General features: G+C 58.2%; 12 protein-coding genes and 2 tRNA genes. 8 read left to right on the forward strand and 6 right to left on the reverse strand.

The window, feature by feature from the left end; all coding sequences use genetic code 11:
* Window positions 1–157 precede the first annotated feature (157 nt).
* The 3 genes from EPN93_14770 to EPN93_14780 all read left to right on the forward strand — a co-directional run bounded on the left by EPN93_14770 (window position 158) and on the right by EPN93_14780 (window position 2,752).
* A complete protein-coding gene (locus EPN93_14770) occupies window positions 158–1,558 on the forward strand; it encodes a HEAT repeat domain-containing protein (protein ID TAL32930.1) in 1,401 nt (466 codons plus the stop codon).
* Window positions 1,559–1,583: 25 nt separating this feature from the next.
* Window positions 1,584–1,772 carry a hypothetical protein gene (locus tag EPN93_14775; protein ID TAL32931.1) on the forward strand — a complete coding sequence of 63 codons (189 nt, stop codon included), beginning with the start codon at window positions 1,584–1,586 and terminating at the stop codon, window positions 1,770–1,772.
* Window positions 1,773–1,864: 92 nt separating this feature from the next.
* Window positions 1,865–2,752 (forward strand): hypothetical protein, encoded by an 888-nt coding sequence (locus EPN93_14780; GenBank protein ID TAL32932.1) that lies wholly within the window; start codon window positions 1,865–1,867, stop codon window positions 2,750–2,752.
* A gap of 3 nt (window positions 2,753–2,755) precedes the next feature.
* Here the strand turns inward: EPN93_14780 and hemW are convergent, their stop codons facing one another.
* Both hemW and nagZ read right to left on the reverse strand, forming a co-directional pair.
* Window positions 2,756–3,910 carry a radical SAM family heme chaperone HemW gene (gene hemW, locus EPN93_14785; GenBank protein ID TAL32933.1) on the reverse strand — a complete coding sequence of 385 codons (1,155 nt, stop codon included), beginning with the start codon at window positions 3,908–3,910 and terminating at the stop codon, window positions 2,756–2,758.
* A gap of 18 nt (window positions 3,911–3,928) precedes the next feature.
* Window positions 3,929–5,599, reverse strand: coding sequence for a beta-N-acetylhexosaminidase (gene nagZ, locus EPN93_14790; protein TAL32934.1), 1,671 nt, complete (start codon window positions 5,597–5,599; stop codon window positions 3,929–3,931).
* Between the two features lie 193 nt (window positions 5,600–5,792).
* Here nagZ and EPN93_14795 point away from each other — a divergent pair, with 193 nt between their 5' ends.
* The 3 genes from EPN93_14795 to EPN93_14805 all read left to right on the forward strand — a co-directional run bounded on the left by EPN93_14795 (window position 5,793) and on the right by EPN93_14805 (window position 7,885).
* Complete coding sequence (locus EPN93_14795; GenBank protein ID TAL32935.1) at window positions 5,793–6,371, forward strand: hypothetical protein; 579 nt, start codon at window positions 5,793–5,795, stop codon at window positions 6,369–6,371.
* Window positions 6,365–7,129 (forward strand): TIGR00730 family Rossman fold protein, encoded by a 765-nt coding sequence (locus EPN93_14800; GenBank protein ID TAL33039.1) that lies wholly within the window; start codon window positions 6,365–6,367, stop codon window positions 7,127–7,129. The genes EPN93_14795 and EPN93_14800 overlap by 7 nt, the downstream gene beginning before the upstream one ends.
* Before the next feature lie 120 nt (window positions 7,130–7,249).
* Window positions 7,250–7,885: a hypothetical protein gene (locus tag EPN93_14805; GenBank protein TAL32936.1), complete on the forward strand. Its 636-nt coding sequence runs from the start codon at window positions 7,250–7,252 to the stop codon at window positions 7,883–7,885.
* Window positions 7,886–7,889: 4 nt separating this feature from the next.
* On the opposite strand, the gene EPN93_14810 is transcribed toward EPN93_14805, so the two are convergent.
* Together EPN93_14810 and EPN93_14815 are read right to left on the reverse strand one after the other, a co-directional pair.
* Window positions 7,890–7,973 (reverse strand) — tRNA-Leu (locus EPN93_14810).
* Window positions 7,974–8,076: 103 nt separating this feature from the next.
* Window positions 8,077–8,148: transfer RNA gene (locus tag EPN93_14815), tRNA-Cys, on the reverse strand.
* A 319-nt stretch (window positions 8,149–8,467) separates the two neighbouring features.
* On the opposite strand from EPN93_14815, the gene EPN93_14820 reads away from it, so the two are divergent.
* Complete coding sequence (locus tag EPN93_14820; protein ID TAL32937.1) at window positions 8,468–10,861, forward strand: 3-hydroxyacyl-CoA dehydrogenase/enoyl-CoA hydratase family protein; 2,394 nt, start codon at window positions 8,468–8,470, stop codon at window positions 10,859–10,861.
* A gap of 127 nt (window positions 10,862–10,988) precedes the next feature.
* Window positions 10,989–12,161: a thiolase family protein gene (locus tag EPN93_14825; protein ID TAL32938.1), complete on the forward strand. Its 1,173-nt coding sequence runs from the start codon at window positions 10,989–10,991 to the stop codon at window positions 12,159–12,161.
* Between the two features lie 431 nt (window positions 12,162–12,592).
* Here EPN93_14825 and EPN93_14830 read toward each other — a convergent pair whose 3' ends face one another.
* Both EPN93_14830 and EPN93_14835 read right to left on the reverse strand, forming a co-directional pair.
* Complete coding sequence (locus EPN93_14830) at window positions 12,593–14,029, reverse strand: sigma-54-dependent Fis family transcriptional regulator (GenBank protein ID TAL32939.1); 1,437 nt, start codon at window positions 14,027–14,029, stop codon at window positions 12,593–12,595.
* Complete coding sequence (locus EPN93_14835; protein ID TAL32940.1) at window positions 14,029–14,667, reverse strand: HAMP domain-containing histidine kinase; 639 nt, start codon at window positions 14,665–14,667, stop codon at window positions 14,029–14,031. The genes EPN93_14830 and EPN93_14835 overlap by 1 nt, the downstream gene beginning before the upstream one ends.
* Window positions 14,668–14,672: the final 5 nt, after the last annotated feature.

Here is a 14,672-nt window from a genome sequence, read left to right on the forward strand (position 1 = left end):
GCTCCTTACCTTCCCCGTTTTCACGACTCGCGTGGCTGCACACGCGACGGCCACGGCATCCTGATAACGGAAATCTCCGATCCCGTCAATGAATTATTCTTGTGCGCCGGCGCCCTGCGGATTATGACGGTCCGATACACGAACGGCAGAACAGGACATGTCCCGCACCCGCGACACCATCACGGACCTCATCCGGCAGCTGCGCGACCCGGCCGGGACCGACCGCGAAGAGGTCGCGGCGCGGATTCTCCGGCACGCGCGCGAGGCCGTCCCGGTCCTCGTACGCGCGCTGGACGACGACGATGCGGCATTTTGCGAGACCGCGGCATGGGTCCTGTCCCGCGCGGGCGCGGCCGCGGTGCCGCCCCTCGAGAAAGCCCTTTCGGACGAGAGCGCCCGCATGCGCTCCGGCGCCGCGGAGCTCCTGGGCATACTTCACGCGCGCCGTTCGGTCGAACCGCTCCTGCGCGCGCTTCTCGATCCGGACGCCGGGGTCCGGCAGAACGTAGCATGGGCGCTCACCCGCCTGGGGCGCCCGGCCATCCCGTCCCTGGTGCGCATGCTCGGGCATCCCGGGATGCTCGCCCGCGAGCAGGCGGCGTGGTGTCTCGCCGGGATCGGGAAACCATCGGTAAGGCCGCTCGTGGATGCGCTTCCCTCCCTGGGCGACGACACACGCAGGGAAGCGCTTTCCATCCTGGGACGCATTGGGGCCGATGCGCGTCCGGCCCTTATCGGGCTCCTGGCCAGTCCGTTCCCCGACGTGCGCAGGGACGCGCTCCTGTCGGTGGCGGAGCAGGAGGGCGATGCTGCCATGAAGCGCCTGTTTCCCCTGCTCATGGACCGTGACCACAGGGTGCGCGCGGCCGCGGAATCGTATTTCGCGCACACCGGCGGCATCGGCGCCGAATTTTTATTGGGCAGGCTCGAAAAAAGCGATGACGCCGTGCGCGATGCGCTTTATGGAGTCCTGGCGCGCACCGGTGCCGGATCGACAGAACGTCTCATCGCAACACTGGCGCACCGGGAACCGGACATCAGGCGCCGCATTGCGCGCATCCTGGGTCTTATCGGCGATCGCGCTGCGGTGGAAGCGCTTTGCGGGGCGGCCGCCCGGGACGCGGACCCCCTGGTGCGGGACATGGCGGCGTGGGCCCTGGGCTCTATCGGCGACGAAGGAGCCATACCCACGCTCATCGACGTCCTTGCCGACCCGGGGATGGGGGTGCAGCGCAGTCAGGCGGCCGCGGCGCTAGCCCGTTTCCCCGCCGCGCGCTACATGGAGCCGGTTCTCCCCCTGCTCGCGCACGAACATCCGCTGGTGCGTATGCGCGCGGCCCTGGCCGTGGGCCGCGCGGGGGACGCGCGCGCCGCTCCGGCGCTGCTTCGCGCGCTGGAGGCGGAAAGGGACGCCCAGGTGCGCGTGAGGATCATCGTCTCGCTGGGGGAATGCGGCGATCCGGCCGCGCGTCCCGCGCTCACGACGTTATACGCACGCGACCCCGTTCACTGGAGCGTGATCAGGGAAGCGCTGGGAAAGATCAGGCTGTGCACATGATACCTATCCGGATGGAGAGCAAGGCATGGAAGTGAAAATGTACGATATGGACACCCTTGAATACTGCGGCAGCATCTTCGCCGACGGGGGCTCCTGGAGGTTTCAGGGGGTGACGAACGAGCATCTCATCTCCATGACGAAGGGCATGCCCTTCAAGGCCGTCCTGGCAAGCCTTGTCGGCTTCCAGATCGTGTACGATATCATCGAGGAATGAGGCGCAGGCCTTTTTTAAGTAAAAACTATTGACATAATCGCTCCCCCGCCTACGCTAATGATACGCCGTTTTCAGCGAGGCGAGGGGCCGGCATGCCAGAAGAGAAAAAAGCGAACGACATGGATCTTGATTTTTTCGACATAGACGTAGACCTCGACAATCCGTTCGCCGGCGATATCAAGAAAGATTCGAAATCCCCTGTTATTCCCGAAAAGGAGCCGGAGATAACCCTGCCCTCGCTTGACGAGGTGCCCGGATTCGAAGAGGTCGAACACACGCCCCAGCGGCGCTCATCCAAGGACTTCAACCCGGACATGGACGCCCTGCTCATGACCGCCCAGTCCCCCATGATCCTCGAGGGCATGAAATACTATACGCAGGGAAATTTTTCCTCGCAGACCATGCCCGTCTACCTGGAGGCGCTCAAGGGGATCGCGCTGTATATCAAGATACTCGATCGCAACCCGGCCAATTTCAACAAGCTCCAGAAACTCATCGACGCGGATTCGGACTGCAAGGAGGTGGAAACCATCGCGTTCAATCTCTTCAAGATGATCCACGGACGCCACCCCGAGAACGACCAGGAGAAACTCGTTTCGTTCGAGAGGTTCGAGCAGCTCTTCAAGGAAGCCGCGAGCAAAGCCTCGATCAGCAATTCGATGAAGCTTTTGAAAAAGTATCTTCTCATGTCGGGAAGCATCGACGAGCTGAAGGTGCGGGACCTTTTCAAGAGGGGCAACACGGACCTCAAGGCCGATATCAACAACCTCGCACAGCACCTCCAGCTCGGGCTCGATCTCATGAAGAAGGGGCGCCACGAGATCGCTAAGGGACTCAAGGGACGCGATCTCAATATTTACGTGATCAAGGCATCCTACCTGCTGTACCTGTTCTACTCGCTGGCCGGGAACGAAAACCTGGCCGACCACTACGCACGGCTTCATAACAACTACAAGAAGTACTTCATAATCCGCGAATAACCGTTACAGCAGCGGCTCCGACGCGCGAAAAATAACATCGTCCGCCCTAAAGAGCCCTTCCCTGGTGAGGCGTATAATCCCGTTGCCCGCATCATCATGCGTTCGTTCGACCAGTCCCTCATCCTTGAGCTCTTCAAATCTCCTGGCCACACCGTCGGGAAGGGGGAACCCCAGCATTTCCTCGAAATACGAGACCGAGATGCCCTCGATGAGTCTGAGCCCCGTCATGATGAATTCGGCCGCGGCGGCGTTAGCCCCGCGCGCGTCGAGCGAAAGCCGCACCCCGTTTTCGCTGACGTACTCATCCATAGATTGGACATTGTAGCGGCGCATGCCCCCGGTGAACGAGTGCGCGGAGGCTCCCAGACCAAGGTACGGCAGGAACCTCCAGTATTTCAGGTTATGCCGCGATTGAAAGCCGGGCAGCGCAAAATTCGATATCTCGTAATGCGTGTAGCCGCCCCCGACCAGCCCGTCCATGAGCGCCTCGAAGGAATCGCGCGAGGATTTCTCGCTTTCGAATGTAGAGCGGAAACGCGCGGCAAGCGGGGTGCCCTTTTCCAGGGAAAGCATGTAGGCCGAAACGTGTTCCGGGCGGACATCCAGGAGCGCGTGCGCATCCCCTCGCGCGTCCTCCGGGTTCCCGCCCGGTATCCCCGCGATGAGGTCGACGCAGTGCGCGATTCCCGGTACCCCCATGAAGGCACGGAGGTCGGCCTCCCCGCACAGGCGGGCGCGCCGTCCGATAAACCGCCACTCCTCCGCGCGGAGTGTCTGCACCCCCAGCACTACGCGGTTTATCCCGGCATCGCGGTAACCGGCCAGGGTCTCCGGGGTGAAATCCTCCGGGTTGCACTCGAGCGTGATTTCCGCGTCCTTGTCGAGGTCGACGCTCCCGCGCACCGCGTCGATAAGCCTTCCCGCCAGGGCGGGCCCCATGAGCGAGGGGGTGCCCCCGCCCAGGTAGAGCGTATCGGCGCCCGTATCCGCTATTTCGCCGGCCCTCGCGCGCAGCTCCACGATAAGCTTTTCCGCATAACGCGCCAGCAGCCCGTCCCGGGCGCCCGGCTCCATGCCGTCCACCGGGACGGAGTAAAATCCGCAGTAATCGCACTTCGAGCGGCAGAAGGGAATATGGAGATACACCCCCGCTTTCATGCGGCCCCCGAACGCGGATTAGCGCGCGGCTCCCTCGACCGCGGGCGTCTCGATCGCGAGATTTATTTTTGCCCGCGCCTTCACCGCGCCCGCGAGCGTGCGCGCGATCTGGCGCATCGATTCTTCGCTGTTGGAGAACGAGAAGAGAACGCGCGGCACCGTGTGCTGCTTCGCGACCGGGAACGGGTTCCCCGTCGCCAGGATCACGAGTTTCACCCGGCGATTCTGCGCGAGGCCCTGCACCCCGGCGAGCTGGGGATCGATGTACCAGTCGGTGTGATAGAACACCAGCGCGCCGCTTCCGTCACGCGGCAGAATGTCGGCCAGGCGCGCCTCCGCGTCGATCACCGCGATCGCGGGATCGTTGAGCTTCGCGATCTCCGCGCGAAGAACGGCGTGAGGGCTGATCACGATTTTTTTCTTTGAAGATTTATCGGCGAACAGGGCATCGAAGGTCTCGGGCCCGCGATAGTAAATAGCCTCCGCCGAGGCGGCCGCGTTGATCGCATCGGCCTTGCCCAGGAGCTCCGTTTCGCGCCCGGAATACCTGGCCTGGTCCGGCGCCGCCTTGCCGTTCTCAAGCTTCATAATCCCGTAGCGCAGCTTCAGTTCGAGGATCCTTCGCACGGACTGGTTCACCCGCTCGACCGGGAGCGCGCCCGACTTGACCGCCTTCGTGAGCGCCTCGTGTACGAGCGGCACCGTGGTCCCATGGCTCGATACCAGTATAATGTCCCCTCCCGCCTCGATCGTTCTCACGGCGGCCTCGCCGATCCCCATCATCTTCGAGATCGCGTGCATCTCAAGGTCGTCGGTGATCACGAGCCCCTGGAAGCCCATCTTCGTACGAAGCAGGTCGGTCAGCATTTCGCGCGAAAGTGTGGCCGGGATGTCGCTTTTGAGTATCGTGGGATAGCTGATATGCGCGGTCATTATGACCTCCATGCCCGACTTTATGGCCGCGTCGAATGGATTGAGCTCGAGACTCGCGAGTCTCTCCATATCGTGCGTGATGACCGGCAGGGTAAGGTGCGAATCCCGGTTCGTGTCGCCGTGTCCCGGAAAGTGCTTGCCCACCGCGATGCAGCGCGCCTTCTGCAGGCCCTTCACGTAGAACCGGCCCATCCGGGCGACTACGTCCGCCCGCGAGCCGAATGAGCGGGAATTGATCACGGGATTGTCCGGGTTGTTGTTGACGTCCAGCACCGGGGCAAGGTTCATGTTCACCCCCGCGGCGCGCAGCTGCATCCCCAGAATGCGCGACGCGTCGTAGATCAGGTCCGTGTCGTTCACCACCCCGAACGCCATATTGCCGGGGAACTGCGTCACCCCCTGGGTTATGCGGTACACCCTGCCCCCCTCCTGGTCCGTGGAGATGAACAGGGGAATGCCCGAATATTTCATGGACGATTCCTGCAGCGCGGCGACGTAGCGTGCCGGGCCCTGCCGCTGGTCTATATTATAGCCGTAGAGTATGATTCCGCCGGGGAGATATTTTTCCAGAATGGCCCGGCTCGCGTCGGACATCGCGTTCCCGGGAACGCCCACCATCAGGAGCTGCCCGATTTTCTGTTCCAGGGACATGCGTCCCAGCAGGGTGTCCGCGTCGACGAAGCGCCTGGGCTCCGGACTGCACGTCATGACTATGGCGCAGAAGCACAGGCATCCGGAAAATAGAATTTTTCTCATGGTTGTCTCCTCGTTTCCGGTTAGTGAAAAGCGGGTGGAGTGGTTTTTTCAATACATTTTTACGCGGCGCCACATTAAATTGTTGTAGAAATGCGCGGCATGGACCAGATTAGGCACTTGTCATAATGCCCGCTTTTTCCCGGGGTGAGTAAATTTCGGACCTCAAAGCTTCGATAATAATACCAGGATAGAAATGACCGCAGACAGGGAAATCCAGTTCCTGGACAGCTACAACGCCGGCACGGCCGTGGTACCCGAAGTCGTCACGCGGCTTATCGCCGACCTCACCGCGATGAAATTTCCGCAGATGGAGATCGACGAGATCATCATCGCCGTGGACGAGGCGCTCACCAACGCGATCCAGGGCACCCTCAAGAAGCAGGAGGGGGTCTCCGTCTGCGCGCAAAACCTCTGCCGATCCATCACCGTCAGGTACCGTATCACCCCCGAGTTCTTCGACGCGACGTTCATCGACCACGGATGCGGCCTGGATATACTCAAGTCCCTCAAGATCATCCCCGACCAGGCCTCCCGGGACTATTACGACCAGATCATGAGCTATTCAAGCGACGTGGAGCACAAAAAGGTCCGCCTCACGGTGAACGGGAAGGAGGTCGTGCTGAAGGGGATCGGGGCGGGAATCAAGATCATCATCGCCTTCATGGACACCATCACCATCGACCTGTTCGACAAAAAGGACGTGTTATCCTCATCGGTATCCGAATTGACCGACGGCACCATACTGACCATTACCCGAAAGAGGAGATACTAGTGAAGTCGAAGAAGCCCCAGAAGGCGTATAAAAACCTGGATTTCCTCGCCTCGCGGGAGGCGCGCACCATTCGCATACTCAGCGAATACCTGGAGCCCGAGAAGCGATTTGGCGACCTCGACGTGAAGCATACCGTGGTTTTTTTCGGTTCCGCCCGGTCGGGCCCCAGGAAGACTAAAACCGGAATTGAAAAATACTACTGGGCCGCGGAGGATCTCGCCTTCCGGCTTGCCTCGTTCGGCGCCGAACTCGCCCGAAAGAACCTGGGTTTTTACATCTGCACGGGAGGGGGCCCCGGGATCATGGAGGCGGCCAATCGCGGGGCTCAGCGCGCCGGATCGAGGACGATCGGGCTGAATATCTCCCTGCCCTTCGAACAGCACCCGAACCCCTATATCAGCCGCGAGCTCAACTTTGAATTCCATTATTTTTTCATGCGCAAGCTCTGGTTCCTTTACCACGCCAAGGCGCTGGTGGTTTTCCCGGGCGGGTTTGGCACCCTGGACGAGCTTTTCGAGACGCTCACGCTCGCACAGACCGACAAGCTCCAGAAGGACAATCTGCCGATACTGCTCTATGACCGGGAATACTGGGAATCCATCGTCAATTTCAAGAAGCTCGACGAACTGGGTTATATCTCGCACGAGGACCTTAAGCTGTTCCATTTTTGCGACAGTCCCGAGGAGGGTTTCATTTATCTCAAGCCCAGGATCGAGAAACTGATAAACCGGGTGACCCATACGGTGCTGGACGAATAAGTGCCCGCAGGGCGCGGATAAATTATTATTGCGTTTCAGGCCCAAAGCCGTTAGACTCTGCCCGTCATGCCCGGGCGCCGCGGCCCCGGGCCCCGACTACACAAAGGAAGGTGTACGGCTATGAAAAAGAAAGCCCCCATCATCATGTTCGTTCTTGCCCTGGCGGCCTCCCCCGTCTTTTCGCATTTCTGGTTCGCCACGTATAAGAACGAGGCTTACAACTACTCCATCCAGGTTCCCAATGAATGGGCGCTCAGCGAGATGTCGCTCGCGAACAAGCATATAATGTATTCCTGTCCCGATAAGCTCACCGAAATCAAGGTAAAGGCGTTGAAATCCGGGGAGTCCGATATCGACCGGATCGCGAATAAGAGCAAGTGGAACCTCAGGGACATCGATTCCAGGCTCAACAAAATCATCGAAACCGGCAATATAACCATCACTAAAAATATCGCCGGAAAATTGATGGTGTTCGAATACACCCAGGGGCGTCGCGACATCCTGCAGCGCACCCTCGTCGCGGTCAACGGCGGGATCGTCTACCTGATCGAGTGCAAGGCCCCGGTGGGCACCTTCTACAAGTACGAGGAGATTTTCAACACCGCGTTTTCTTCATTTGGATTCCTGGACGGACAGAAAAGCGAGGCCAAACCCAAGATCGAATCGGGTGAAAAGACCCAGCCCAACGCGGACGACGCCCGCACCAGGATAACCCCCTCGAAGAACGGCCTTTCCGACTTAGAATACGAATGGTAGGGTGTGCCCAAGGCCGGACTTGAACCGGCACGGACTTGCGTCCAAGGGATTTTAAGTCCCTTGTGTCTACCAATTCCACCACTTGGGCAAGACGGCTGCGGCTAACGCCTGCACGCACTCCGCGCTGCAGGGAATCCCGCCAATGGCGGCTTCCGCATAAAAGATACCCGGCCGTTGGCCGGGTGTCTATGAGGCGCCGAGCGGATTTGAACCGCTGCATAAAGGTTTTGCAGACCTCTCCCTTGCCACTTGGGTACGGCGCCATGAACTTGAGGACACACGAGCGTCCCTTTCAATTTGAATCACATATAGGAAGCATGCACGTTGTTGTCAATACAAAATACCGGGGGGAGCGAAAATCTCCGAATGTCCGCCGAACCCGTTCAAAAAAATGAAATAGATGCTTAGAATAAGTGCACAGTTTTTCAAAAATTAAAACCTCTTCGCGGTTTTCCAAGCAATAACAATTGACTTTTTCCTTACGTGTTTCACACTTGGCCTGTGGCTCATTGTCAGGTACTGCACGCAGTTTGTATTCTAATTTTAGTATTCAACAATTTCAATCTCAGCTAGGAGGTTTTTATGGTCAGAAGGATCGATAAGGCAGCCGTCATCGGCTCCGGCATAATGGGTGGCGGTATTGCCGCTCTGCTGGCCGACGCGGGTGTAGACACAATGCTTCTCGATATCGTACCGTTCAATCTCACCGACGAAGAAAAGAAGGTTCCCGCCAATCGCAACAAGATCGTTCAGGCGGGTTTCGAGGCCATGCAGAAGGCCAAGCCTGCGCTCCTCATCGATAAAGGGAGCCTCAACAGGATGAAGATTGGCAACCTGGAAGACGATTTCCAGAAACTTGCCGAATGCGACCTGATCGTCGAAGTGGTCGTTGAAAACCTCAAGATCAAGAGGGAACTCTTCGCCAAGATCGACAAGGTAAGAAAGGCCGATTCCATCATCACCACCAACACATCCGGTCTTCCTTTAAAGGAGATCTCCGAGGGCCTCAGCCAGGGTTTCAAGGAACATTTCATGGGGACCCACTTTTTCAACCCGGTGCGGTACATGCACCTGCTTGAGCTCATCCCCGGCGAAAAGACCAAGAAAGAAATCCTCGACTTCATCGCCGCGTTCGGCGAAAAGAGGCTTGGTAAAGGGATCGTATGGGCGAAGGATACCCCGAACTTCATCGGAAACCGTATCGGCGTCTATTCCATTATGGACATATTCCCCGTCATGAAAGAAATGGGGATGACCATTCCCGAAGTCGACGCCCTGTTCGGCCCTTCTCTCGGCCGTCCCAAGACCGGCGTTTTCAAGCTCTCCGACCTGGTCGGCCTGGACACCCTCGGTCACCTCGCCAAGAACTCTTATGAGCTCTTGAAGAACGACGAGCGCCGCGAAGCGTACCAGGCCCCGGCGTGGTTCACGAAGATGGTCGAGAACAAATGGCTGGGCGACAAGACCAAGGGTGGATTCTACAAGAAGGAAAAGAGCCCGGACGGAAAGAGAAAGACCCTCGTGATCAATACCGAGACTCTGGAATATGCAGAGGCCCCCAAGGCCGAATTCCCCTGCCTCGTAGCCGCGAAGGCCGCGAAGACGCTTCCCGAGAAGATTAAGGCCGTTGTTAACGCAGACGATAAGGGCGGAAAATTCGCATGGAAGGTTATGGCGCTCGGCTTTATCTACGCCGCGAACCGCATCCCCGAAATTTCCGATACCATCCTCGAAATCGACAACGCGATGATCTGGGGCTATAACAACGAGCTGGGCCCCTTCGGCACATGGGACGCTGTCGGCTTGAAAGAGTCGGTCGCCCGCATGGAAAAAGAAGGGATGAAGGTTCCGGAAAACGTCAAGAAGATGCTCGCGTCCGGCGCTACCTCCTTCTACAAGTCGGAGAAAGGCAAGGAAATGTACTATGACCTGGCCAGCGGCTCGTACAAGGAAATCAAGAGGAACGCGGCGGCGATTCTTTTAAAGAATTGCAACGTCGTTAAGCAGAATTCTTCCGTATCGCTTATTGACCTGGGCGACGGCGTATTCTGCACCGAGTTCCACACCAAGATGAACGCCGTCAACGGCGAGATCGTGGATTCGATCGCCGAATTCGGAGACTATGTCTCGAAAAACGGCGTCGGCATGGTCATAGGCAACCAGGCAGGCGGCATGCCCGGCGCGTTCTCAGCGGGCGGCGACCTTGCGTTCATGGGCGGACTTGCGAAGGCCGGAAAGTTCTCCGAGATCGACGCGTTCATCAAAAAGGTTCATGAGAACCTTCAGGCCCAGAGATACTCAAACTACCCCGTGGTCGCGGCTCCTTACGGCATGACCCTGGGCGGCGGCTGCGAAGTATGTCTGGCATCGGACAAGATCCTCGCCCACGTCGAGACCTACATGGGTCTCGTCGAGATCGGCGCGGGACTCCTGCCCGGCGGACTCGGGATGCTTAACCTCTGGAGAAAGTTCATCAGCTCCGTTCCCAAGCCCGTAAAGGTTTCCGACATGGCCGCTTTCTTCCTTCCCTGCTTTATGAATGTCGCGCAGGCGAAGGTCGCCATGGGCGCAGGCGACTGCGTCAAGAACGGCTTCCTGGGACCCAAGGACAAGATCATCTTCAATCGCGATTTACAGATAGGCGAAGCGAAGAAAGAAGTTCTCCGCATGGTTGAAGACGGATATGCTCCTCCCATGAAGGAAAAGATCCCGGTCATGGGCTCGGAAGCGCACGGCATGGTATGGGCCGAGTTGAACAACATGAGAAACGGCTTCTACATTCCCCCGCACATGGAGTTCATCTCGAAGAAAATCGCCTACGTTATGTCCGGCGGCGACGTAAGAAGCGGCATGGAGATCACCGAAGAGCAGTGGATGAAGCAGGAACGCGAAGCCTTCGTTGAGCTCTGGAAGACCGAAGGGACTCAGAAGATGGCGGAACACATCCTTGCAAAGGGCAAACCGCTGTTCATGTAGGATTCAAGTAATAACCGTTTCAAGGGGCATCCGCAATGATGCCCCTTGAACGATGTTTTTAAAGCATCATGGCATCATGACGTGCTTTTCAGATTCAATAACTAAAATACACAGGAGGAACAAGTATATGAGAGACGCATATATTGTTTCGTCAGTGAGAACCCCCGGCTGCCGCAGGGCGAAGGGCGCATTTGCTCAGACCAGGCCCGAGGAACTGCTTTCACACATCCTTAAAGCCGCCGTTGACAGGATCAAGATTCCCGCAGGCGACATCGATGACGTTATGGTAGGGTGCGCGTTCCCCGAAGCGGAACAGGGCCTGAACCTCGGCCGTATCGCCGTTCAGATGGCCGGTTTCCCCGACGAAGTGTGCGGCGCCGTTGTAAACCGTTTCTGTTCGTCCGGTCTCGAGTCTATCGCAATTTCAGCCCTCAAGATCAAGGCCGGCTGGGCCGATGTTGCCATAGGCGCAGGATGTGAATCCATGAGTATCGTTCCCATGGGCGGCAACCTTCCCAGGCCTCATCCGGATTGGGCGAAGAAAAACCCCGACGTGTATATCTCGATGGGTATCACCGCCGAGAACGTCGCCAACAGGTATAAAGTAAGCCGCGAAGACCAGGACAAGTTTGCAGTTCTTTCAAACCAGAAGGCAGCGAAGGCCCAGGCCGAGAACCTCTTCACGGAATTAATTCCGACCCCCGCAACCCGTTACAAGATGCAGGCGGACGGCACCTATTTGAAAGAAACCTTCATCCAGGACTTCGACGACGGCGTCCGCAAGGACACCACCCTGGAAGGCCTCGCGAAACTGAAACCGGCGTTCAGCGCGTTGGGTTCGGTGACCGCGGGTAACTCCTCGCAGACCACAGACGGTGCCGCAGCGACCGTCCTCATGAGCGAAGAGGCAGTCAAGCGCTACAACGTAAAGCCCCTGGCCCGCATAGTCGCATATACGGCTGCCGGGTGCCGCGCCGACGAGATGGGCGTTGGTCCCAAGTACGCCATCCCGAAGGCTCTCAAGCTTGCCGGTCTCAAGATCAGTGACATTGGCGTGTATGAATTGAACGAAGCCTTCGCCTCCCAGGCGCTGCATTGCGCCCGCGAGCTTGGACTCGACATGAACATCGTGAACTTGACCGGCGGCGCGATCGCGCTTGGACATCCCCTGGGATGCACCGGCTCAAAGATCATGGCCACCCTGGTGACTAACCTCCACCGGAGCGGCGCGAAGTATGGCGTCGAATCGATGTGTATCGGCGGCGGCATGGGCGCTGCGATGATCATTGAGAAGATGTAATAGTTTCCCACAATAATCATTGAATCGCAACAGGGGCGATGCGAATGCATCGCCCCTGTTTTATTATCGGACCCCCCGATTTCCTTCGTTCCCCTGTTCTCCCGCGCAAAAAAATTCTCACCGATACGCGCCCGTTTTCCGAAACAGTAGTAGAGCACTTTCCATGACACCACGCAGGCTGCATATTATGGAGGAAGCATGATTCATTCGGAAAAGGATATGAGGAACTGGAAGCAGGAGCAGCTTAAGTATTTTCGGGGCTACCTGAACAACTTCAAGAAGGACTCAAGGGAGTACCAACTGCTCCTTGACGGGATACAGGAGCTGGAAGGCAACCGGTAGGCCGCTTCCTGCGATGCGTGGAAAAAGCCGGAGTCCAGGGAAGCGGGCCGACTGCCTCCCCTGCCCCCGGTTTTTTCGAGGCCCTTCGCTCATGGTGCCGGCTCCCCGCCGGTTCCTGCGGATTTTCGTATCACGATATTGTACTTCTTCAGCTTGTTGTGCATGGTTTTCCGGCTGATTTTCAGCGCCTTGGCGGTCGAGGAAATATTGTAGTCGAACTCGCGAAGCACGCGCTCCATGTATTCCCGTTCCACCTCGTCGAGGCTTTTCGGGGTTTCCCCTTCCGGGCCGGCTGAGACGGGACGCACCGGCTCCCCGGCGCGCGGTGCGGCCGGTTCGCGGACCCCCACCTGCTCGAATTCGAGTATGCTCATCACGTCCTCGACCGTGACCATTCGGTTGCCGGCAAGCAGGATGAGCCGCTTGATCAGGTTCTCCAGCTGGCGGACGTTTCCGGGCCACGGATAGGAGACCAGGTACAGCCGCGCCTTGAGGTCGAGATTGATTTCGCGCGAGAACTCCTCGTTGTAACGGGCGAGGAAGTGATCGATAAAGAGCGGTATGTCTTCCAGCCTTTCCTTGAGCGGCGGAAGGTATATGGGCACCACGTTGAGCCTGTAGTACAGATCCTCCCGAAAGCTCTGCTCCTTCACCATCTCCCTTAAATCACGGTTGCTCGCGGCCACTATGCGCGTGTTGACCTTGATGACCTCGGAGCCGCCGATGCGCTCGAACTCCTTTTCCTGGAGCACGCGGAGCAGCTTTGACTGCATGTCCACCGAGAGGTTGCTGATCTCGTCCAGGAACAGCGTCCCCTTGCTGGCGATCTCGAATTTTCCTATCTTCCGTGAAATCGCCCCGGTGAACGAGCCTTTCTCATGGCCGAAAAGCTCGCTGCCGATCAGGTCGCGGGGGATGGTGCTGCAGTCGATCGACCGGAACGGGTGCTGCCTGCGGTTGCTGTTGTAATGGATGGCCTTGGCGATCACTTCCTTGCCCGTCCCGCTTTCGCCGATTATGAGAATGGTGCTGTCGGTATCGATGACCTTTTCAAGGGTTGCGAAAATCTTGTGCATCTTTGACGATTTTCCTATTATGTTCCGGAAGCGATACCCTTCCCCCACCTGTTCGCGAAGCTCGTTCACCTCCCGTTCAAGCTCGAGCTTCTCGACTATGTTCTTGAGAATCACCATGAGCTTGTCGTTGTCGAACGGCTTAACGATATACTCGTAGGCGCCCAGCTTCATGGAGGTGATCGCGGTGGCGAGATCGTTGGAGGCCGTGAGCACCACCACGACGACCTTCATTTTATTTTCATGTATGCGCCCAAGCACGTCCAGGCCGTTCATGCCCGGCAGATGGAGGTCCAATATCAGGATGTCGTGACCGAATCGACCCAGGCGGTCGAGGACGACGTCGCCCCGCTCGACCATGTCGACGTCGAAATAGTTCTTCAATAGATCGCCCAGGAGGTCCCTGATTCCGGGCTCATCGTCCGCGATAAGTATCTTGTATCCCCTGGACATCAGAATACGAGCTCCAGCGTGCTTGTATCGGTTTCATTGACAAGGCGGAGGTCCCATCCGTGCGCGCACGCGATCACGGCGGCCTCGTACAGTCCGGTGGACGACAGGAAATGGCGTTTGGACGCGCAGGGGAGGAAAAAGGATTCCGGCTCCAGGTCGTCGAAACTGGATCCTTCGTAGCGGAACGCGATCGTGCGTTTCCCGCCTGAATCGGCGACCGAGACGGCGAGGGACGTTCCAGGGTTGTTTTTCCAGTCGAATCCGCCTATCATCGCGCCGACCATCCTGCGGATTCCCGGAACGTTCGCCTGCACCGTAACGCGCGCCGTCGTATCCACCGTCACCCGCGCCGTTTCGCCGCGCGCGTCGCCCGCGATCTCATCGATGACGCGCATGAGGTCGATCTCCGAACGATCGTCCGCGACGGCGGAAAAGATGCGGTACAACTCGTCAAGCAGCGCGTTGAGCTTTTCGACCTGGGCGATGATCATGTCCTGGGATTTCTTTAGGACCGCGGCGTCGTCCGGGCTCATGGTCGCAAGCTGGGCGTAACCCTTGATGGTGGTCAGGGGATTCTTGAATTCGTGGCTGAGATTCCTTATCAGCCGCTCGACGAGAGCATACTCATGCCGATTCATGCCGC

The sequence above is a fragment of the Spirochaetota bacterium genome, from assembly GCA_004297825.1.
Classification (GTDB): Bacteria; Spirochaetota; UBA4802; order UBA4802; family UBA5368; genus FW300-bin19.